This is a genomic window from Paraburkholderia sp. RL18-101-BIB-B, assembly GCF_046026985.1.
Lineage (GTDB): Bacteria > Pseudomonadota > Gammaproteobacteria > Burkholderiales > Burkholderiaceae > Paraburkholderia.
This window is the reverse complement of sequence record NZ_JARESV010000033.1, coordinates 56327-76304: the sequence shown is the minus strand read 5'-3', so window position 1 is coordinate 76304 and position 19978 is coordinate 56327. Positions and strand designations below refer to the sequence as shown.

The following is a 19978-nucleotide window of genomic DNA, read 5'->3' as shown; positions in this document are numbered from 1 at the left end:
CGAAACATGACCATCCGAAATATTGTGGGCTTCGTCGCGACAGCCGTTATTTTTATCGTCGCGATTTTGATTGGACGCGTGTTGTGGGTTCATTACATGGACGAACCGTGGACGCGCGATGGGCGCGTGCGCGCCGAGATCGTGAATGTCGCGCCCGATGTTTCTGGCGCGGTTGTCGATCTGCCTGTGAAGGACAATCAACTGGTGAAGAAAGGCGATCTGTTGATGCAGATCGATCCCTCGCACTATGAGATTGCGGTCGAGCAGGCGCAGGCTGCGGTGGCTGCGCGAAAGGCCGAGTTGCAGATGAAGCGCGATGATGCGCAGCGGCGGGCGGATATGGATGCTTTGGTTGTGTCCAAGGAGAGCCGTGAGAATGCAACGCATACGGCTTCGGCCGCGGAGGCTTCTTATCAGCAGGCTTTGGCTGCTCTGGATGCGGCTAAATTGAATCTTTCGAGGACACGGGTTGTGTCGCCGGTTGATGGGTATGTCACTAACCTCAGCGTGTTTCGTGGGGATTATGCGACTGCCGGGGCGGCTAAGCTGGCTATTGTCGATAGTCACTCGTTCTGGGTTTATGGGTATTTTGAGGAGACCAAGCTTCCTCATGTGCGTATTGGTGATAAGGCCGAGGTTCGACTGATGAGCGGTGGCACGTTGCAAGGGCACGTCGAAAGTATTTCTCGCGGTATCTATGATCGCGACAATCCCGAAAGTCGTGAACTGCTGGCCGATGTGAATCCGACTTTCAACTGGGTGCGTCTCGCGCAGCGCGTTCCCGTGCGGGTGAGGATTGATTCTGTGCCGGATGACGTGGTGTTGGCCGCGGGGATTACTTGTACGGTTGTGGTGACGCCATCGGCTGGTAAGTCGAGCTGAGCGGTTTTGTCGTTGCGCGCATGACCGGCGGGATTTGCGGCATGGTGGCACGCCCCTGCCGACACGCGTATTACGGCTGAAATGAAGACACTCGACCGGTGCGCAAGAAAATGTGGCTCGCCGGTCGCAGTGACGCTAAGATGTGCGCGCCCTCATTGCCGGCCCTTCAATCGCGGGCCAGGCAAGTCGTTGAAGGCTTGATAAAAATGAAAACTCAGTCTCGTCGGCGACTTGCCCTAGGCCACTGCTGCGAAGCGTACGAAAGCGCATGCATAAACCCTGATGTCTTCGTGTGTTCGCGCTGTTACCGGCTGGGCTACTGAGCTCCTCACGGTTCGACTGTCGCCAATGCCGCTCCTCGACGGCCCGCGACGATTTGAAAGGGCAATATAAAAATGCAGAAAGTGTCACGCGGGGTTTTCGTACTAGGTCTGTCCGTCGTGTTAAGTGCTTGCGGGGGCAGCGCCGGAACAACTTCTTCAGGCAATACCGAGAGCAGCGCCAATGCAGCCCCGACCACGCTGGCGGCAGGCGCCAGCCGAACCATGACAGCAAACATGTCGGTGCAGGTTCCCGCCGGCACGATTGTATCGTCGCCAAACGGCGACGTAGTCACGATCGGCGGAACGTCGAATACCATCTACACACAGACTGGCGCGCAGGTCACTGTGCCCGCGAATGCAACGGGTCCGGCAAACAATCTCGTGACAACCGCGCAGGCAACGGGTAACGGCATTACCACCTCCGCCTTGACGGCTGTCAGCATGGCCGGCTCCGCCACAACAAACCTGTCCCCCGTCGATGGAACCGGCGAAGCCGCGGTTCTCTGGGGAGGCGGCCATCTCACCGTGAACGCTTCGGGCGACATCGTCCTCTCCGACCGGCTAGCCCTGCGGCGAGTCACGCAGTCCGGCGTGGTCACCACACTATCGTCCGCAGCCGAGTGGGACGGCGTCGCAATCGATGCCGCCGGCAACATCTACGGTTCAGGCAACACCACGCTTACTTCCACATCGCCGTTCACATTGGGCGGATCGCTCAGCGAACTGACGGCGTCGGGCGTCTACCAGCAACTATTCGCAAACTGGGCCACCGCCAGTTCCGGCCTCATTGGCGGAGGCGGCCTCGTCGCGGACAACAAAGGAAACCTGTTTCTTGCCGATACCGCAAACAACCGCATCGTGAAGTTCAATCTGGCCGGCAACACATGGACGGTTCTGGCCGGCAGCGGTACGAGTGGCAATGTTGACGGAGTGGGTAGCGCGGCGACGTTCTCATTCAACGGAACGCCCGATCTTGCGATCGACAGCAGCGGTGACCTTTATGTAAAAAGTCTCGACGCGGTCCGCAAGATTGCGCCGGATGGCACCGTGACGACCGTGGCGAGCAAGCTGTCGAATGCCAGTAGTGCAATTGCGGTGGACAGCCAGGGCAACGTCTACGCCGCGGGCGTGCAAATCATCTACCGGATTGCGGCCAACGGCAGCATGGTGTCCTACCCATTCAGCAACTCGACCGACTTCATTACGTCCATGACCACTGACAGCGCCGGCAATCTGTATGTCGGCACGCGTGGCCTAGGTGCGCAGGTTTTCAAGATCACATTCTGAATGTCTAAAAGGGTGGGCCGCGCGACGAAAAGCCGCGCGCGACCTTCCCTTACAACCTGAACTTCCCAACCATCGTCTTCAAACCCCGCGCCTGATCGTCCAACGACCTGGCAGCAGCGGTCGCCTGCTCCACCAACGCCGCATTCTGCTGCGTCCCGGAATCCATTTGTGTCACCGCGAGATTGATCTCCTCGATCCCGGCGCTCTGCTCGGAAGAAGCCGCCGAAATCTCGCCCATGATGTCGGTCACCCGCTTCACCGCCTTGACGACCTCATCCATAGTCTGTCCGGCGTCCTGAGCCAGGGTCGAGCCATTGCTCACTCGCTCCACCGACGTGCTGATCAACCCCTTGATCTCCTTCGCCGCCGCAGCACTGCGCTGAGCCAGATTGCGCACCTCAGCGGCCACGACTGAAAAACCACGCCCTTCCTCACCAGCCCGCGCCGCCTCAACCGCCGCATTCAAAGCAAGAATATTGGTCTGAAACGCGATCCCTTCGATCACGCCAATAATGTCGCCGATACTGCGCGCGCTATCGTTGATATCGTTCATCGTCGCGACCACGCGGCTCACCACGGCGCCGCCCTTCTCCGCGATCTCCGACGCGTTGTTGGCCAGCGTGCTCGCCTGCTTCGCGTTATCGGCGTTCTGGCGAACCGTCGAGGTCAACTGCTCCATGCTGCTAGCCGTGCGTTCGAGCGCCATCGCCTGCTGCTCGGTGCGCTGCGACAGGTCCAGATTGCCCATCGAAATCTCACCCGACGCCGTCGCAATCGCGTCCGCGCTGGACGCGATATCGGCGACCGTCGTCGCGAGCCCGCTTTGCATGTCGTGCAGCGCGAACAGCATGCTCGACTTGTCCTTGCGACCCAGCGCGATCTCGACCGACAGATCACCCGCCGCGATCCGGCTGGCAATTTCCTTCGCATACGCCGGCTCGCCGCCGAGCTGGCCGGCAAGCCGCCGCACCACCCACTCGCTGATGCCGAACGCGAGCACGATCAGCCCGAGCGTCGCCACCGCGATCATCACGAACGACGAGTGGTAAATGAAGCCCGACGCCTCGATGGTCGCCTTCGCCGCCGTGCCGCGCTGCGCGACGAGTTCGTCGACCATTTTTTCCAGCTTGCCGGTTTCGACCAGCATCGACACGTCCTGCGTGCCGACCTGCCAGTTCATTTGCGATAAATCGAGCGGCTGCGCTTTCACGAGCGTCACGAAGTCGCGCAGATGTCCGCTCCACACCGTCACGGCAGCGGCGAATTTCTTCTGCTGATCGACGGCCTTCGCGTCGGACGTGTCGACGTACTGTTGCAGCGTGCCGAGTTGCGCGGCAAGACCGCTCAGGCCCGCCTCGATGTCGGTGCCGAGTTCGTCGCGCTCTTTCGCGGTGGTCGCGGTGAGCAGCATTTTTTGCGCGCGGCTCGCGCGCAGCATGTGGCCGCGCGCTTCTTCCGCGGCGCGGCTGGCGACGTGCCCCTGATCGTAGATGGATTGGGTGGACGCGTTCAGACGGCTGATCTGGGTCAGCGAAAACACGCCGATCAATAGCGTGCCGATCAGCAGCACGGCAAACGCGAGGCGCAACATCGCCTTCACCGACAAACCCTTGAGCCTCACCGCCCGCGAGCGGCTGCTCTGGCCACGCGGCGGCTTGCCCGCCGCTTCTCCCTCCGGTACGAATCCCGCGCCCGTCTGGCTGCCCAGCGAAACTGCTTTCATATTCCCCGTCCCCACGTTTAGAACTGCCGGAAAGGTCGGTTCCGGCATTGCTTCTTATCTCTCCGGGTCTACGGCAAGAACGTCCGCGATCTTTAACGTCGCTCGCGAAATGCCGGCCGCTTTCGCCACATGTGTCGCCCGGTCCTCGACGCGCCGCTTTGTAAGCCGCGCGCCCGCGACCGTTTTATACACGGCCAAAAATCGCGGGTCGGGATATATCAGATGACTTGCCAGCCGCGCGTGGCCGTGGCAGCACGCACGTTTCCGGCACCGTCGAGGTGCGCGCGGTTCCCGGTTTCGGCGCAGCGTCTCTGGCCCTTATCAGCAGCGCATGTCCGATTCGCGACAAAACTTGTCCTTACAATTCGGTCAGGCCACATTAAACTTCGACAAATAGTTGACGACGCAAAAATGCCGCGTCGAAATGCCGCAGCGCCGAAAACGTCACTGGAACAGCGCCCGGCGGCTTCAGATCCCTCTTTCTTCTCTCTCATCTAGCGTATGGAAACGAGCCTCGATAAAAGCGCCCTCGCCGGCGCGCCAGCCGGAACGGGAACCGGCGCGGCCACTGCCGCGCAACCCGCCGCCAAAGTGCAGCGCACGGTGTACTCCGTGCTCGGCGCGATCAGCTTCTCGCACCTGCTCAACGACATGATCCAGTCGTTGATCCTGGCGATCTACCCGATGCTGAAAGACAACTTCTCGTTGTCGTTCGGCCAGATCGGCCTGATCACGCTGACTTACCAGATCACCGCGTCGCTGCTGCAGCCGCTCGTCGGCACTTATACGGACAAGCATCCGAAGCCCTATTCGCTGCCCGTCGGCATGGGCTTCACGCTCGCGGGTCTGCTGCTGATGTCGGTCGCGCCCAACTTCGGCGTGCTGCTGGTGGCGGCGGCGCTGGTCGGCTGCGGTTCGTCGGTGTTCCATCCGGAATCGTCGCGGGTTGCGCGCATGGCGTCGGGCGGGCGGCACGGGCTGGCGCAGTCGCTGTTCCAGGTGGGCGGCAATGCGGGTTCGTCGCTCGGGCCGCTGCTCGCCGCATTGATCGTGATTCCGCACGGCCAGCGCAGCATCGCGTGGTTCTCGGTGGCGGCGCTCGTCGCGATCGTCGTGCTCACGCAGATCGGCCGCTGGTACAAGCAGCATCCGTCGGTGAAGAAGGCGCGCAGCGTCGCCGGTCACGCCACGCTGTCGCGCAACAAGGTCATGTTCGCGATGGGCGTGCTGATCCTGCTGGTGTTCTCGAAGTATTTCTATCTCGCCAGCATCAACAGCTACTTCACGTTCTATCTGATCGACAAGTTCCATCTGCCGGTGCAGGCGGCGCAGGTCCATCTGTTCGTGTTCCTCGCGGCCGTCGCGGCGGGCACGATGATCGGCGGCCCGATCGGCGACAAGATCGGCCGCAAGTACGTGATCTGGGTGTCGATTCTCGGCGTGGCGCCGTTCACGCTGCTGCTGCCGTACGCCAACCTGTTCTGGACCGGCGTGCTGACGGTGATCATCGGCGTGGTGCTGGCTTCGGCGTTCTCGGCGATCCTCGTGTACGCGCAGGAGTTGATCCCCGGCAAGGTGGGCATGGTCGCGGGCCTCTTCTTCGGCTTTGCGTTCGGCTTGGGCGGGATCGGCGCGGCGGTCCTCGGGCAATTGGCCGACGCCACCAGCATCACGTACGTGTACAAGGTCTGCTCGTTCCTGCCGCTGATCGGCGTGCTGACGGTGTTCCTGCCGGATGTAGAAGGGAAGCGCGCGAAGGCGTGATGGCCGTACGATCGCGGGTCTGATGAGAGAAAGGCGCTTCGGCGCCTTTTTCTTTGTCTTTGCGCGAACCTGGCGAGCGCGGCGTGTGCGGAGCGCGGCTCATCGCCGCGCCGGACGGCACCCCGCATCGCTCATGGTGAACCCGCGTTGTCCGCCGAGCCACGCCTGCTCTATGCTTGTGCGGACACACGCCCTGCTCTCGCGCCGCGTCACGCGGCCGCACGACCCGACATCCGTTCACTCACGCAGCAGAAGGATCGCCGCAGATGACAAGCTATCGCGACTTCCACCGCCGTTCGATCGAAAACCCCGAAGCATTCTGGCGCGACGAGGCACGGCGCATCCATTGGCAAACACCGTTCGACACGGTGCTCGACCGGTCGAATCCGCCGTTCGCGCGCTGGTTCGTCGGCGGCCGCACGAACCTGTGCCATAACGCGGTGGACCGTCATCTGGCCGAGCGCGCGCAGCAGAACGCGCTGGTGTATGTCTCGACGGAAACCGGCATCGAGCGCCGCTACACCTACGCCGAGCTTTACGGCGAGATCAATCGGATGGCCGCGGTCATGCGCTCGCTCGGCGTGAAGCGCGGCGACGTGGTGCTGCTCTATCTGCCGATGATCCCCGAGGCCCTGTTCGCGATGCTCGCCTGCGCGCGCCTCGGCGCGATTCACTCGGTGGTGTTCGGCGGCTTCGCGGCGCCGAATCTCGCGGCCCGCATCGACGACGCGAAGCCCGTGCTGATCGTCACCGCCGACGCCGGCGCGCGCGGCGGCAAGGTGATCGACTACACGCCGCTGATGGACGAAGCGCTCGCCCGCGCGAAGCACAAAACGCCGCACGTCTTGCTGATCGACCGGCAACTCGCGCCCGAGCGGCTCAACGCCAGTTATCTCGTCGCCTACGAACCACTGCGCGAACAGTTCTTCGACGCCCACGTGCCGTGCGAGTGGCTCGAATCGAACGAGCCGTCCTACGTGCTGTACACATCGGGCACGACCGGTAAGCCGAAGGGCGTGCAACGCGACGTCGGCGGCTACGCGGTCGCGCTGGCGGCATCGATGGAACACATCTTTCAGGGCAAGGCGGGCGACGTGATGTTCACCGCGTCGGACGTGGGCTGGGTGGTCGGCCACAGCTATATCGTCTACGCGCCGCTGATCGCCGGTCTCACCACCGTCATGTACGAAGGCACGCCGATCCGTCCGGACGGCGGCATCTGGTGGCGCCTCGTCGCCCATCACCGGATCAATCTGATGTTCACCGCGCCGACCGCCTTACGCGTGCTGAAAAAGCAGGATCCGGCGCTGCTGAAGAAAGCCGATCTGTCGAGCCTGCGCGCGCTGTTCCTCGCCGGCGAACCGCTCGACGAACCGACCGCCGCGTGGATCGCCGGCGCGCTCGGCAAGCCGGTGATCGACAACTACTGGCAGACCGAGACCGGCTGGCCGATGCTGGCGATCCCGCGCGGCGTCGAGGCGCTGCCCACCAAGCTCGGCTCGCCGGGCGTGCCGTCGGCCGGGTTCAATCTGACCTTGCGCAACGAACTGAGCGGCGAGCCCTGCCCGCCCGGCGAAAAGGGCGTGCTCACGCTGGACTATCCGCTGCCGCCGGGCTGCATGTCGACGGTATGGGGCGACGACAAGCGTTTCGTCAGCACGTACTGGTCGAGCATTCCGAACCAGCAGGTCTATTCGACCTTCGACTGGGGCGTGCAGGACGAGGACGGCTACGTGACGATCCTCGGCCGTACGGATGACGTGATCAATGTCGCCGGACACCGGCTCGGCACGCGCGAGATCGAGGAAGCGTTGTCGAGCCACACAGCCGTTGCGGAAGTGGCGGTGGTCGGCGTGACGGATCCGTTGAAGGGGCAGGCGGCGATGGCCTTCGTGGTGCTGCGCGACGCGCAGGCCTACGCGGACAAGCAGAAGCGCAGCAAGCTGGAAGCCGAACTCACGGCGACGGTGGATCGCCAGCTTGGTGCGATTGCGCGGCCGTCACGGGTCGTGGTGGTGTCGATGCTGCCGAAGACGCGCTCCGGCAAGTTGCTGCGCCGCGCGATCGCGGCGCTCGCGGAAGGACGCGAGCCAGGCGATCTGCCGACCATTGAAGATCCGGCGGCGTTGCAGCAGGTGCGCGAGGCGTTGAGTGACGGTGGGGAGAAGTAGTGTACAAAGTGGCGGCGTGGCCAAAGCGCGTGTCGTAGTGAATGCGTCGACACGCGCCCCTCGACGCCGGCCGTCAGGCCATCGAACTGCGCGCTTCTAGAAACCGCGTCAGAATCGCGTTCGAATACGTCCCGGCGATGTCCGTGAGAAACGACACGAAAGACTCGGGCGCGTGATCGTCGGCGGTATCCGAGACGGTACGCACGACCGCGCACGGCACGCCGTATTCGTAGCAGACCTGCGCGATCGCCGCGCCTTCCATCTCCACGGCGAGCGCATCCGGCAGCGCGTCGCGCAACGCCTGCACGCCCGCCGCGCTAGCCACGAACTGATCGCCGCTGATGATCAAACCGCGATGCACACGCGGCTCGCGCGTGCCGAAACGCGCCGCCGAAGCCACGCCCTCCTCCGTGACGAAGCGCTCACAGGCTGCGGCGAGCTGATCGGCGAGCGCCGCATCGGCGTCGAATCGCGAGATGCCCAGCAATGGCACCTCGAAACGCGGAAACAGCGGCGACGCGTCGAGATCGTGCTGCAGCAGCGCGTCGGCGACGACGATATCACCCACCCGCACCTCGCTCCCCACACCGCCGGCCACACCGGTGAAGACGATCGCTTCCACGTCGAATGCATGGATCAGCGCGCTGACCGTGGCCGCTGCCGCGACCTTGCCGACGCGCGCCAGCGTCACGACGCACGGCGCGCCGTGGACGGTGCCGAGGTGATAGTCCCGCTGACCATGCGTGATGGTGCGCACGCCCGACTCGGCGCGCATCGCTTCGATCAGATCGCCGAGTTCTTGCGGCAATGCCGCCAGAATCCCGAGCGGCCGATGTGACACCGGCACGGCAGCGTTCGCCCCGCTCATTCCACCGCCTGCAATTTAGCAACCGCCAACGCCAGCCACTTCTCGCCGTGCCGCTTGAATTTGACCTGCGCCTTCGCATCGGTGCCGCCGCCTTCGAGCGCGGTGATCGTGCCTTCGCCGAACTTGGTGTGGAACACTTGCTGGCCGACGCGGAAACCCGTTTCCGCCGCACGCTGTTCGTTCGCGAACGCGGGCAACGGCGCCGGCGTCGACGACGCGGCCCCCGTATAACCCGGCCGCGCGAACCAGTCGCGTCCATAACCCGCGTTGTCCGAACGGCCGCCCCAGCGCGCGCCCGCCTCGACCTTCGGCGTGAGCCACTTGAGCGTTTCCTGCGGTAGTTCGTCGAAGAAACGCGAGCGAATGTTGTAACGCGTCTGGCCGTGTAGCATGCGGCTCTGCGCGAACGACAGATACAGCCGCTCCTTGGCCCGCGTGATCGCCACGTACATCAGGCGGCGTTCCTCTTCCAGACCGTCCGACTCCATCGCACTGTTTTCGTGCGGGAACAGCCCCTCTTCCAGACCGGTGATGAACACCGCCGTGAACTCGAGGCCCTTGGCGGCGTGCACCGTCATTAGTTGCACGGCTTCCTGGCCGGCTTGCGCCTGGTTGTCGCCCGCTTCGAGCGATGCGTGCGACAGGAAACCGGCAAGCGGCGTCATCGTGTCCGGGTTTTGCGCCGGATCGGCGATGCCGGGCGCGTCGAGCACGACGGTGTTCGGATCGTCGGTGGCGACGGCCAGTTCGGGCGCGGCGGTCGCGCCCGGCCGCAGCGGAATGGAGCGCGCCGGCGTGTCCATGCCATAGCCCTCTTCGCTGACGAACGCGGCGGCCGCGTTGACCAGTTCCTGCAAGTTTTCCAGCCGGTCCTGGCCTTCGCGCTCGTTCTGATAGAACTCCGCGAGACCGCTCGTGCGAACCACGTATTCGACGGTTTCCGGCAGGCTCATCTGCTGCGTTTCCGCGCGCATCTTGCCGATCAGGTTCGCGAAGCCCGCAAGGCTCGAACCCGCCTTGCCCGCCACATACGGAATCGCCGCGGCCATCGAACAGTTGTACAGACGCGCCGCGTCCGCGAGTTGCTCGATGGAGCGCGCGCCGATGCCGCGCGTCGGGAAATTGACGACGCGGGCGAACGCGGTGTCGTCGTTCGGATTGTCGATCAGGCGCAGATAGGCGAGCGCGTGCTTGACTTCCTGGCGCTCGAAAAAGCGCAAGCCGCCGTACACGCGGTACGCGATGCCCGCGTTGACCAGCGTGTGTTCGATCGTGCGCGACTGCGCGTTGCTGCGGTAGAGAATCGCCACTTCGCTGCGCGACGTGCCGGTGCTGATCAGCGCCTTGATTTCCTCGACGATCCAGCCGGCTTCCTGCGAATCGGTCGCGGATTCAAACACGCGAACCGGTTCACCGTGACCCGCGTCGGTCCGCAGATTCTTGCCCAGACGGCGCGAGTTGTTGGCGATGAGTTGATTGGCGGCGTCGAGAATATGGCCGTGCGAGCGGTAATTCTGCTCGAGCTTGATCAGATGGCGGACGCTGAACTCGTGCTCGAAGTCGCGCATATTGCCGACGTTCGCGCCGCGGAACGCGTAGATCGACTGGTCGTCGTCGCCGACGGCGAAAATCGAGTTGGTCTGCCCCGCCAGCAGCTTGAGCCATGCGTACTGCAGCTTGTTGGTGTCCTGGAACTCGTCGACCAGAATGTGCTTGAAGCGCGCCTGGTAGTGGGCGCGCAGCGGCGGATTGTGCGCGAGCAGTTCGTAGCAGCGCAGCAGCAGTTCCGGAAAGTCGACCACGCCTTCGCGCTGGCATTGCTGGTCGTAGGCTTCGTAGAGTTCGACGAATTTACGGTTGAAGTTGTCGGTGGCGTCGACGTCTTTCGGCCGCAGGCCTTGTTCCTTGGCGTTGTTGATGAAGTACTGGAGATTTTTCGCCGGGTACTTTTCGTCGTCGATATTGAGGCCCTTCATCAGACGCTTGATCGCGGACAGCTGGTCGGCGGTATCGAGAATCTGGAAGGTGGCCGGCAAGCCCGCGTCGCGATGATGCGCGCGCAGCATGCGGTTACACAGACCGTGGAAGGTGCCGATCCACATGCCGCGCGTGTCGATCGGCAGGAGCGCCGACAGACGCGACATCATTTCGCGGGCCGCTTTGTTGGTGAAGGTCACCGCCAGAATCGTGGCGGGCGACGCCAGGCCGTGCTGGATGAGCCACGCGATGCGCGTGATCAGAACGCGGGTCTTGCCGCTGCCGGCGCCGGCGAGAATGAGCGCCGGCTCGTTAGGGAGCGTGACGGCGGCGTGTTGTTCGGGGTTTAGATTGGCTAGCAGGTCGGGCATTTTTTAGGAGGGGCGGCAGTTCGTTCGACATTATATGCCCCGGAGGGGGTAGGGTTTTTTGGGGCCGATAGACCATCATCGATTCAAGGAAAGGCCGACACCCCAAGAAAACCGCCGCCCGAGCGACCACGGTAAGCCTGCGGTAGAATTTGAGCCTTCGGCGTCAAAACAGACGCCCAGTCCCCGAAGGTCGTCGTCGATGCAAATTCAGATTCACAAGGAAGTCGATGCACGCGGGCTCATGTGCCCGCTGCCCATTTTGCGCGCCAAGAAGGCGCTCGCCGACATGGAAAGCGGCCAGATTCTCAAGGTGCTCGCCACCGATCCAGGCTCACAGCGCGATTTCGCCGCGTTTGCCAAGCAAACCGGCAATGAAATCGTCGAAAGCTCCGCGCACGACAAGGTCTTCACCTTCCTGATGAGGCGTCGCTGAAGCCCGTGTCCTGATTCACGCTCCAACAAAAAAAGGCGCTGTGCCCCGCGTTCGCGGGCACAGCGCCTTTTACTTCGGTTCAACGCTTCCGGAATCCTAGCTGCCGAAGCCCGCTCAACCTTCCAGCACCGGCGAACGAGTACGCAGATACTCTTCGAAATCGGCGGCCACTTCCGGGTGACGCAAGGCGAACTCGACCGTCGCCTTCAGATAACCCAGCTTGCTGCCGCAGTCGAAACGCGTGCCGTGATACTTGTACGCCAGCACCTGCTCGTCGGCCAGAAGCGACTGGATCGCGTCGGTCAGTTGCAATTCGCCGCCTGCGCCTGGCTTCAGCGCGCGCAGATGTTCGAAGATGCGCGGCTTCAGCACATAGCGGCCGACCACGCCGAGATTCGACGGCGCCAAGCTCGGCTCCGGCTTTTCGACGATACCCGACATCTTGATGATCGAGTCTTCCCACTCCTTGCCGTCGACAATGCCGTACGACTTGGTTTCCTGAGCCGGAATCTCTTCGACGCCGATCACCGAGCTGTGATAGTGGTCGAACACCTCGATCATCTGCGTCATGACGGGCGGCGTGCCGTACAGCAAGTCGTCCGCGAGGATGACGGCGAACGGATTGTCGCCCACCAGTTTTTCGGCGCACATCACCGCGTGGCCCAAGCCCAGCGCTTCCGGCTGACGCACGTAGAAGCAGTCCACGTGGCTCGGCTTGATGCTGCGCACCAGTTCGAGCAGCTTGTCCTTGCCGCGCGCCTCGAGTTCCGCCTCGATTTCATATGACTTATCGAAGTGGTCCTCGATCGCGCGCTTGCTGCGGCCCGTGACGAAGATCATTTCGGTGATGCCGGCTGCCATTGCCTCTTCGACCGCGTACTGGATCAGTGGCTTGTCGACAATCGGGAGCATCTCTTTCGGGCTAGCCTTCGTGGCAGGGAGGAACCGGGTGCCAAGACCTGCTACCGGAAAAACCGCCTTTGTAACTTTTAGCATGTGATTACCCTGAATCCTCTGGATTAGCTATCGGTCCTTGCCCGCCTCTTGGGGCGGACACGGAGCATGATCAGACCGGCAAACGCGCCAGCTGGGCTTTCAGCTTGCCCACCGTCGCTTCGAATTCTGCCAGTCTTTTCTGCTCCTGCTCAACGACTGCCGGCGGTGCCTTTGCAACAAAACTCTCATTCTGCAATTTGCCGTTGCACTTGATGATTTCCGTGCTCAACCGTGCAATCTCCTTCGACAACCGCTCCCGCTCCACTGCCACGTCGATTTCGACCTTCAGCACGAGCTTGTCGTTCCCTACGATAGCAATTGGCGCGCCATCTGCCTGCGCGTCCAGGCTTGCCTCGTCGGCAATGATCTGAACTTCGGACAAACGGGCCAACGCCTGTGCGTACGGAGCAAACGTGCGCAGGCGCTCCGCATTGCCGGTAGCGAGCAACGGCACCTTGACCGCCGGCGACAGATTCATTTCGCCACGCAGATTCCGGCACGCATCGATCACCGCTTTCAGGTCGGCTGCCCACTGCTCCGCGTCTTCATCGATTTTCGACGGTTCGGCAACGGGGTAAGGCTGCACCATGATGGACGCTTCGCCCTCGGCTTTGCCCTCGGGATAACGCCCGGCCAGCGGCGCCACTTTTTGCCACAGCGCCTCGGTGATGAACGGAATCACCGGATGCGCCAGTCGCAGCACCGTCTCGAGCACGCGCAGCAGCGTGCGGCGTGTTGCGCGCTGCTGGTTCGGCTGACCCGTCTGGATCTGAACTTTGGCGAGTTCGAGATACCAGTCACAGTATTCGTCCCATACGAACTTGTATAGGGCGTTGGCCACATTGTCAAAACGATAATCGGCGAAACCCTTGGCGATTTCCGCTTCCACGCGCTGCAGACGTGAAACGATCCAGAAGTCGGCCTGCGAGAAATGCAGATGTCCGTCCGGACCGCATTCGCCACATTGTTCCGGCTTGCCGAAGCCGCAATCGTGGCCTTCGCAGTTCATCAGCACGAAACGGGTGGCATTCCACAGCTTGTTGCAGAAGTTGCGGTAGCCTTCGCAGCGCGCCAGATCGAAGTTGACGTTGCGTCCGAGCGTGGCCATCGAGGCCATCGTGAAGCGCAATGCGTCGGTGCCGAACGCGGGGATGCCGTCGGGGAATTCCTTACGGGTTTTCTTTTCGATCGACGCGGCCTGTTTCGGATTCATCAGGCCGGTGGTGCGCTTGGCGACCAGCGCGTCGAGGCCGATGCCGTCGACGATATCGATCGGGTCGAGCGTATTGCCCTTGCTCTTCGACATCTTCTGGCCTTCGGCGTCGCGTACGAGTCCGTGCACGTACACCGTGTCGAACGGCACCTGGCCGGTGAAGTGCGTGGTCATCATGACCATGCGCGCGACCCAGAAGAAGATGATGTCGAAGCCGGTGACCAGCACCGACGACGGCAGGAAGTGCTTCAGTTCCTGCGTTTCATTCGGCCAGCCGAGCGACGAGAACGGCACCAGAGCAGACGAGAACCACGTGTCGAGTACGTCTTCGTCGCGCTTGAGCGCGCCCGTGTAGCCGGCCGCCGCGGCCTTGGCGCGCGCGTCCTCTTCGGTCTTCGCCACGAAGATTTCGCCGTTTTCGCCATACCACGCCGGGATCTGATGGCCCCACCAGAGCTGGCGCGAGATGCACCAGTCCTGAATGTTCTCGAGCCACTGGTAGTAGGTGGTGGTCCAGTTTTCCGGCACGAACTTGATTTCGCCGCCGCGAACCACGTCGAGCGCCGTTTCGGCGATGGATTTGCCCGGATTGAAGGTACCTTCCGGCGCCGGCTTGCTCATCGCGACGAACCATTGGTCCGTCAGCATCGGCTCGATGACGACGCCGGTACGGTCGCCGCGCGGCACCATCAGCTTGTGCGGCTTGACCGATTCGAGCACGCCGAGCGCTTCGAGGTCGGCCACCACCTGCTTGCGGGCTTCGAAGCGGTCGAGGCCGCGGTATTTTTCCGGCGCGTTCTCGTTGATTTTGGCGTCGAGCGTGAGGATTTCGATTTGCGGCAGCTTGTGGCGCAGACCGACCTGATAGTCGTTGAAATCGTGCGCGGGCGTGACTTTGACGACGCCGGTGCCGAATTCGCGGTCGACGTAGTCGTCCGCGATGATCGGCACTTCGCGGCCCGACAGCGGCAGCGTGACCGTCTTGCCGATCAGGTGCGCGTAGCGCTCGTCTTCCGGGTGGACCATCACGGCGGTGTCGCCGAGCATGGTTTCCGGGCGCGTGGTGGCGACCGTCAGATGGCCCGAGCCGTCCGTGAGCGGGTACTGGATGTGCCAGAGCGAGCCGTTTTCTTCTTCGCTGACCACTTCGAGGTCGGAGACGGCGGTGAGCAGCACCGGGTCCCAGTTCACGAGGCGCTTGCCGCGATAGATCAGGCCCTGTTCATACAGGCGTACGAAGACATCGCGCACGGCGGCCGACATCTTGTCGTCCATCGTGAAGTATTCGCGCGACCAGTCGATTGAGGCGCCCAAACGCCGCACCTGGTTCGTGATGGTCGAACCGGATTCCTGCTTCCATTCCCAGACGCGTTCGACGAACTTTTCACGGCCTAGGTCATGGCGCGAGACGCCTTGCGCGTCCAGTTGGCGCTCGACGACGATCTGCGTGGCGATGCCCGCGTGGTCCGTGCCCGGCACCCACAGGGTGTTTTCACCGAGCATGCGGTGATAGCGGGTGAGGCCGTCCATGATCGTCTGGTTGAAGGCATGGCCCATGTGGAGGGTGCCCGTGACGTTCGGCGGCGGCAGCTGGATCGAGAAATCTTTCCGGTTTTCCTCGATGGAGGGCGTCGCGTAGGCGCGCTTTTCCCATTCGGGGCCCCAGTGGGCTTCGATGGTGTGGGGCTCGAAGCTTTTGGCAAGCGTGGAGGTGGTGTCGCTCGGGGTCTCGCTCATTGTGTCGGTTCGGCTGGTGAATGCTGGGAATGGTCGATTATAAGCGGCGCCTGGCGGTGGGGGATTTTTGGGAATTTGATCGGATGGCTTTTTGCCTGCGGCGCTTTGGTGGATGGGGCTTTTGGGGGTGGCCTTTCCTTGAGTTCCTGGTGGTCTATTAGCGTTGCCCCTGTGCGGGGCGCGCATCCGGCCTGGGGTGGACGCAAGATCAGCCGGCGTCTGCGTGATCTGGGTCACACGGACGAGCCCGCCCCCAGCACTGTGACGGACATCCTGCATCGCCACGGGCTGATCGACCCGGCTGCTTCCGACGCCGCCACGCCTTGGCAGCGCTTCGAGCATGCGCAGCCCAACGATCTCTGGCAGATGGATTTCAAGGGCTGGTTCGACCTGCAGGACGGACGGCACTGTTCGCCACTGACCATGCTGGACGATCATTCGCGCTACAACGTGACACTCGACGCCTGCATCTGCACTGACACCCGGATCGGGCAGCATCATCTGGAGCGCACGTTCCGCCGCTACGGGCTGCCGCTGCGCATCAACGCGGACAACGGTTCGCCGTGGGGTAGCCCCAGCCAGCCGGGCCAGTTGACCGAACTGGCCATCTGGCTCATCCGGCTGGGCGTGCGACTGTCGCACAGCCGCGTGGCGCATCCGCAGACCAACGGCAAGGAGGAGCGTTTCACCGCACGCTGAAGGCCGAGGTGATCGCCGGGCGCCATTTCAGGGACCTGAGCAGCGCCCAGCAGGCGTTCGATGCAGGGCGCTCGGTCTACAACCATCAGCGCCCGCATCAGGCGCTGGACATGGCGACCCCAGTCACGCGCTATCGCCCCAGTCCGCGCGCCTACCCCGAGATTCTGCCGCCGATCGAGTACGGCGAAAACGACCTCGTGCAGTGCGTGAAGTGGAACGGTGAACTACGCTTCAGGAACCGGCGATTCAAGGTGTCGAAGGCATTGCAGAACCTGCCCGTGGCCATCCGCGAGCGCGTCGGTGAAGAGAACTGCTACGACCTGTTTTTTGCGCATCACCGTTTCGGAACCATCAACCTGAACCAGCAGGAATGAGCGGATCATGTGTTACCCATGTCTCCGCACACCTGTTACCCATGTCTCCGGTCCATACACGGCCGGCAAAGAAAAGTAAGTGCCGCCCCGCACAGGGGCAACGCTAATAGACCACAAACAAATCAAGGAAAGGCCAAAACCCCAAAAAAACCAAACCCAACCTCACAACGCAACCGCCTCCCCCTTCAACAAAGACTCCCGCAACGCCATCCCAATCCGCGTAGCCTCCAACGCATCAGCAAGCGAAGCCCCAGCCCGCGCAGCAGAAGACACCGCCCCACCCTGCACCGCCGCAACAAACGCCCTAGCCTCAAACAAAAACGCCTCCTCGAAACGATCAAAAAAATTCGCCGTACATTCGTTCCGAATCCCGCTGGCATCATAAATCTCAACCCGATTAGCCCGCGGATTACGTCCAATAGCAAGCGCTCCAGCCGTGCCGATCACTTCGCTATGCGTGTCATTACCATGGGCCTGCGTCCGCGACGCATAAAACATGGCCAGCTTGCCGTCTTCGAACTCGCAGATCGCGACACCGTTATCGACATCGCTGAACTCACGCAGCCCTTCATGCATCGCGGCAACACCCGCCGCAAACACGCGTTTCGCGCGCGGCCGACCCAGCAGCCAGCGCGCCACATCGATATCGTGCACGGTGCAATCGAGAAAAATCCCGCCAGACGTCGCCGCGAAACGCACAAAAAAACCATCGCTATCGTTCTGATCCGCCGTCTGCGAGCGCACAAGAAACGGCCGGCCGATCTTGCCGGCTTCGATCTTGTCGAACGCGTCCTTGTAACTCGGATCGAAGCGCCGCATGAACCCGATGGTCGCCTGCAAATGCGGATAGCGCGCGGCCTCGGCCAGCACCCTCTCGCACTCGGCGAGATCCAGCGACAAAGGCTTCTCGCAGAACACATGCTTGCCGGCCCGCAACGCGTCGACGATCTGCTGCGCGTGCAACGAAGACGGCGTGACGAGCCAGACCGCATCCACCTCGCGATCAGCCAGCAACTTCGCGTAATCCTCGTACAGTCGCGGCGCAGGCAACACTTCCCGCGCCCACGCCCGCTCCTCCTCCACCGGACTGCAAGCCGCCACGAGCGACGCACCCGGCACGCGATACGCGAGATTCTCCGCGTGCCGCTTGCCGAGCCGCCCGAGGCCGACTACGCCCACACGAACCCGCGCCGCGGCGGCCGCCATCACGATGCCTCGCCGAGTTTGATCGCGCGGCCCTCGCGCCACGAGCGCGTCGCCGCTTCGGCGAGTTCAAGCGCTTTCAAGCCGTCGGCGACGGTCGTGCGCACCGGTTTGTCATGTGTCACCGCATCGAAGAAATGCGCAATTTCATGCGCGTAAGCCGCGCGGTAACGTTCGAGGAAAAACGCTTCCGGCACGTCGCTCGACACCTCGGTTTTCGAATACGCCGTGACTTCCGTGGGCCGCATATTGCCCGCCTGCAACATGCCGGTGCTGCCCAGCACTTCGAAGCGCTGGTCGTAACCGTATGCGGCGCGCCGTGCGGTATTGATCTGGCACAGGCGGCCGCGCTTAGTGCGGATCGTCACCGCGGTCGAATCGATATCGCCCGCGTCGGCGATCGCCGGGTCGCTCAGACAACTGCCGGTGGCGTGCAGCGTGTCGGCCTCGTCGTCGAGAATCCAACGGAAGATGTCGAAATCGTGAATCAGCATGTCCTTGAAAATGCCGCCGGAATGCTTGATGTACTCGACCGGCGGCGCCCCCGGATCGCGGCTCGTCACCACCAGCATTTCCGGCGTGCCGATCTCGCCGGCGTCGAGCCGCGCTTTCAACGCGGAGAACGTCGGATCGAAGCGCCGCTGAAAACCGATCATGCACACCACGCCCGCGCGCTCCACCGCTGCCGCGCAAGCCCGCGCGCGCTCCAGCGTCAGATCGACCGGCTTCTCGCAGAACACATGCTTCTTCTGCGCGGCGGATTGCATGATCAGATCGGCATGGGTGTCGGTGCTCGAACAGATCACCGTTGCGCCGATCGACGCATCGCCCATCGCGCCGTCGATATCCGCGACCTGCGCGCCGTGCTCGGCGGCGAGCGCCGCGGCGGCCTCACGATTCACGTCGACCACGTACTTGAGCCGCACGCCCGGCTGCCGCGCAAGATTCGCCGCATGAATCTTGCCGATGCGCCCCGCGCCGAACACCGCCACGTCGATCGTCTTTGCCGCCTGATTTGCCCCATCAGTCATCGTATCCTCCAGTGTCTTTGGATTCTTCAACATTCAATTCGAGCTTGTACGCGAGCGCGATGAACAACGCCTGGCACAAACAGATTGTGCTGGTCAGCGAGCGGAACGCGAACGCGCTGCCCTCTTTCACATACAGTTGCGTGGTTGCATAACGCGCGAGCGGAGATAGTTGGCTATCCGTAATAACCAGCGTCCTGGCCTGGTGATGATGCGCGACCCGCAAGCAATATTGCGTCTCCTTGCCATAGGGCGCGAAGCTGATCGCGATCACCACGTCGCCCTTTTTCACACTGCGAATCTGCTCGCGGTACATGCCGCCGAAACCGGACACCAGGTGCACGCGCTTAGGCGTGTGCTGCAGCGCGTAGACGATATAGCTCGCCACCGGAAACGAGCGCCGCACGCCGATCACGTAGATGTTGTCGGCCTGCTGCAGCATCTTCACGGCGGCGTCGAACTCCTTGTCGTCGAGCCCCGCCTCCAGTTCTTCGAGACCGCCACGCGAGGCCGCGATGAATTCGCGCGCCACCGAGCCGCCGGACAACGCGCCCGGCTTCTCGTCGATCAGCTTGCGAATGCGCTGCTGATAGCTCGGCGACGAACTGCCCTGACCCGTGTAAGCCTGCCGAAACACCGCCTGCAGATCGGAGAAACCGGAAAAACCGAAGCGCTGCGCAAAACGCACCACGGCGGACGGATGCACGCCGCAACTCGCGGCGATGTCGCTGGTGCGATCCACCATCACACTGGAGCGATGCTGCTCGATATAGGTCGCGACATTCTTCAACTGACGCGGCAACGCGTCGTAGTTTTCCGCGATGCGCTGCATCAATTCTTCGACGCTAGGCAATTCCTCGGTGCTCTCTTCCGCCATGGCTCTCTCTCGGGTGCTTTATTGCAGTGCCGCAGACGCTCCGAACGCCCGC

13 protein-coding genes and 1 pseudogene are annotated in these 19978 nt (G+C 62.8%); 6 read left to right on the top strand and 8 right to left on the bottom strand.

Going from position 1 to position 19978, the window contains the following annotated elements; all coding sequences use genetic code 11:
* The first annotated feature begins 6 nt into the window (after positions 1-6).
* Positions 7-882, top strand: a complete 876-nt coding sequence (locus P0D73_RS32840; RefSeq protein ID WP_408180620.1) for an efflux RND transporter periplasmic adaptor subunit — start codon at positions 7-9, stop codon at positions 880-882.
* 545 nt (positions 883-1427) lie between these two features.
* Complete coding sequence (locus P0D73_RS32835; protein WP_408434597.1) at positions 1428-2492, top strand: NHL repeat-containing protein; 1065 nt, start codon at positions 1428-1430, stop codon at positions 2490-2492.
* A gap of 49 nt (positions 2493-2541) precedes the next feature.
* Here the strand turns inward: P0D73_RS32835 and P0D73_RS32830 are convergent, their stop codons facing one another.
* Positions 2542-4215 (bottom strand): methyl-accepting chemotaxis protein, encoded by a 1674-nt coding sequence (locus P0D73_RS32830; RefSeq protein ID WP_408292365.1) that lies wholly within the window; start codon positions 4213-4215, stop codon positions 2542-2544.
* A gap of 501 nt (positions 4216-4716) precedes the next feature.
* On the opposite strand from P0D73_RS32830, the gene P0D73_RS32825 reads away from it, so the two are divergent.
* Together P0D73_RS32825 and P0D73_RS32820 are read left to right on the top strand one after the other, a co-directional pair.
* Positions 4717-5979 (top strand): MFS transporter, encoded by a 1263-nt coding sequence (locus P0D73_RS32825; RefSeq protein WP_132373673.1) that lies wholly within the window; start codon positions 4717-4719, stop codon positions 5977-5979.
* Positions 5980-6245: 266 nt separating this feature from the next.
* Positions 6246-8150: a propionate--CoA ligase gene (locus P0D73_RS32820; RefSeq protein WP_408434593.1), complete on the top strand. Its 1905-nt coding sequence runs from the start codon at positions 6246-6248 to the stop codon at positions 8148-8150.
* A gap of 73 nt (positions 8151-8223) precedes the next feature.
* Here the strand turns inward: P0D73_RS32820 and P0D73_RS32815 are convergent, their stop codons facing one another.
* Positions 8224-9018 (bottom strand): 5'-methylthioadenosine/adenosylhomocysteine nucleosidase, encoded by a 795-nt coding sequence (locus P0D73_RS32815; RefSeq protein ID WP_408434590.1) that lies wholly within the window; start codon positions 9016-9018, stop codon positions 8224-8226.
* Positions 9015-11366 (bottom strand): UvrD-helicase domain-containing protein, encoded by a 2352-nt coding sequence (locus tag P0D73_RS32810; RefSeq protein ID WP_408434587.1) that lies wholly within the window; start codon positions 11364-11366, stop codon positions 9015-9017. Before P0D73_RS32810 ends, P0D73_RS32815 begins: the two co-directional genes overlap by 4 nt.
* A 205-nt stretch (positions 11367-11571) precedes the next feature.
* Between P0D73_RS32810 and P0D73_RS32805 the strand changes: the two genes are divergently transcribed.
* Positions 11572-11799: a sulfurtransferase TusA family protein gene (locus tag P0D73_RS32805; RefSeq protein ID WP_026225937.1), complete on the top strand. Its 228-nt coding sequence runs from the start codon at positions 11572-11574 to the stop codon at positions 11797-11799.
* Between the two features lie 114 nt (positions 11800-11913).
* Here P0D73_RS32805 and galU read toward each other — a convergent pair whose 3' ends face one another.
* Positions 11914-12795 (bottom strand): UTP--glucose-1-phosphate uridylyltransferase GalU, encoded by an 882-nt coding sequence (gene galU / locus P0D73_RS32800; RefSeq protein WP_342960359.1) that lies wholly within the window; start codon positions 12793-12795, stop codon positions 11914-11916.
* A 70-nt stretch (positions 12796-12865) separates the two neighbouring features.
* The gene (locus tag P0D73_RS32795; RefSeq protein WP_408316674.1) at positions 12866-15745 is read right to left on the bottom strand and encodes a valine--tRNA ligase; all 2880 of its coding nucleotides are present in this window, start codon (positions 15743-15745) and stop codon (positions 12866-12868) included.
* 162 nt (positions 15746-15907) lie between these two features.
* On the opposite strand from P0D73_RS32795, the pseudogene P0D73_RS32790 reads away from it, so the two are divergent.
* Positions 15908-16818, top strand: a pseudogene (locus tag P0D73_RS32790) (integrase core domain-containing protein); the annotation flags it as partial.
* 162 nt (positions 16819-16980) lie between these two features.
* On the opposite strand, the gene P0D73_RS32785 reads toward P0D73_RS32790, so the two are convergent.
* From P0D73_RS32785 to P0D73_RS32775, 3 genes are read right to left on the bottom strand one after another with little or no spacing between them, the layout of a single operon-like run.
* A complete protein-coding gene (locus P0D73_RS32785; protein WP_408180659.1) occupies positions 16981-18024 on the bottom strand; it encodes a Gfo/Idh/MocA family oxidoreductase in 1044 nt (347 codons plus the stop codon).
* Positions 18024-19052 (bottom strand): inositol 2-dehydrogenase, encoded by a 1029-nt coding sequence (gene iolG, locus P0D73_RS32780; protein WP_408316673.1) that lies wholly within the window; start codon positions 19050-19052, stop codon positions 18024-18026. Before iolG ends, P0D73_RS32785 begins: the two co-directional genes overlap by 1 nt.
* A complete protein-coding gene (locus P0D73_RS32775) occupies positions 19045-19926 on the bottom strand; it encodes a MurR/RpiR family transcriptional regulator (RefSeq protein WP_132373667.1) in 882 nt (293 codons plus the stop codon). The genes iolG and P0D73_RS32775 overlap by 8 nt, the downstream gene beginning before the upstream one ends.
* Positions 19927-19978: the final 52 nt, after the last annotated feature.

Excerpts from the sequence above, each read along its gene's own strand:
- P0D73_RS32840 (WP_408180620.1), top strand. The coding sequence starts at position 7 with ATGACCATCCGAAATATTGTGGGCTTCGTCGCGACAGCCGTTATTTTT.
- P0D73_RS32835 (WP_408434597.1), top strand. The coding sequence starts at position 1,428 with ATGACAGCAAACATGTCGGTGCAGGTTCCCGCCGGCACGATTGTATCG.
- P0D73_RS32830 (WP_408292365.1), bottom strand. The coding sequence starts at position 4,215 with ATGAAAGCAGTTTCGCTGGGCAGCCAGACGGGCGCGGGATTCGTACCG.
- P0D73_RS32825 (WP_132373673.1), top strand. The coding sequence starts at position 4,717 with ATGGAAACGAGCCTCGATAAAAGCGCCCTCGCCGGCGCGCCAGCCGGA.
- P0D73_RS32820 (WP_408434593.1), top strand. The coding sequence starts at position 6,246 with ATGACAAGCTATCGCGACTTCCACCGCCGTTCGATCGAAAACCCCGAA.
- P0D73_RS32815 (WP_408434590.1), bottom strand. The coding sequence starts at position 9,018 with ATGAGCGGGGCGAACGCTGCCGTGCCGGTGTCACATCGGCCGCTCGGG.
- P0D73_RS32810 (WP_408434587.1), bottom strand. The coding sequence starts at position 11,366 with ATGCCCGACCTGCTAGCCAATCTAAACCCCGAACAACACGCCGCCGTC.
- galU (WP_342960359.1), bottom strand. The coding sequence starts at position 12,795 with ATGCTAAAAGTTACAAAGGCGGTTTTTCCGGTAGCAGGTCTTGGCACC.
- P0D73_RS32795 (WP_408316674.1), bottom strand. The coding sequence starts at position 15,745 with ATGAGCGAGACCCCGAGCGACACCACCTCCACGCTTGCCAAAAGCTTC.
- P0D73_RS32785 (WP_408180659.1), bottom strand. The coding sequence starts at position 18,024 with ATGGCGGCCGCCGCGGCGCGGGTTCGTGTGGGCGTAGTCGGCCTCGGG.
- iolG (WP_408316673.1), bottom strand. The coding sequence starts at position 19,052 with ATGACTGATGGGGCAAATCAGGCGGCAAAGACGATCGACGTGGCGGTG.
- P0D73_RS32775 (WP_132373667.1), bottom strand. The coding sequence starts at position 19,926 with ATGGCGGAAGAGAGCACCGAGGAATTGCCTAGCGTCGAAGAATTGATG.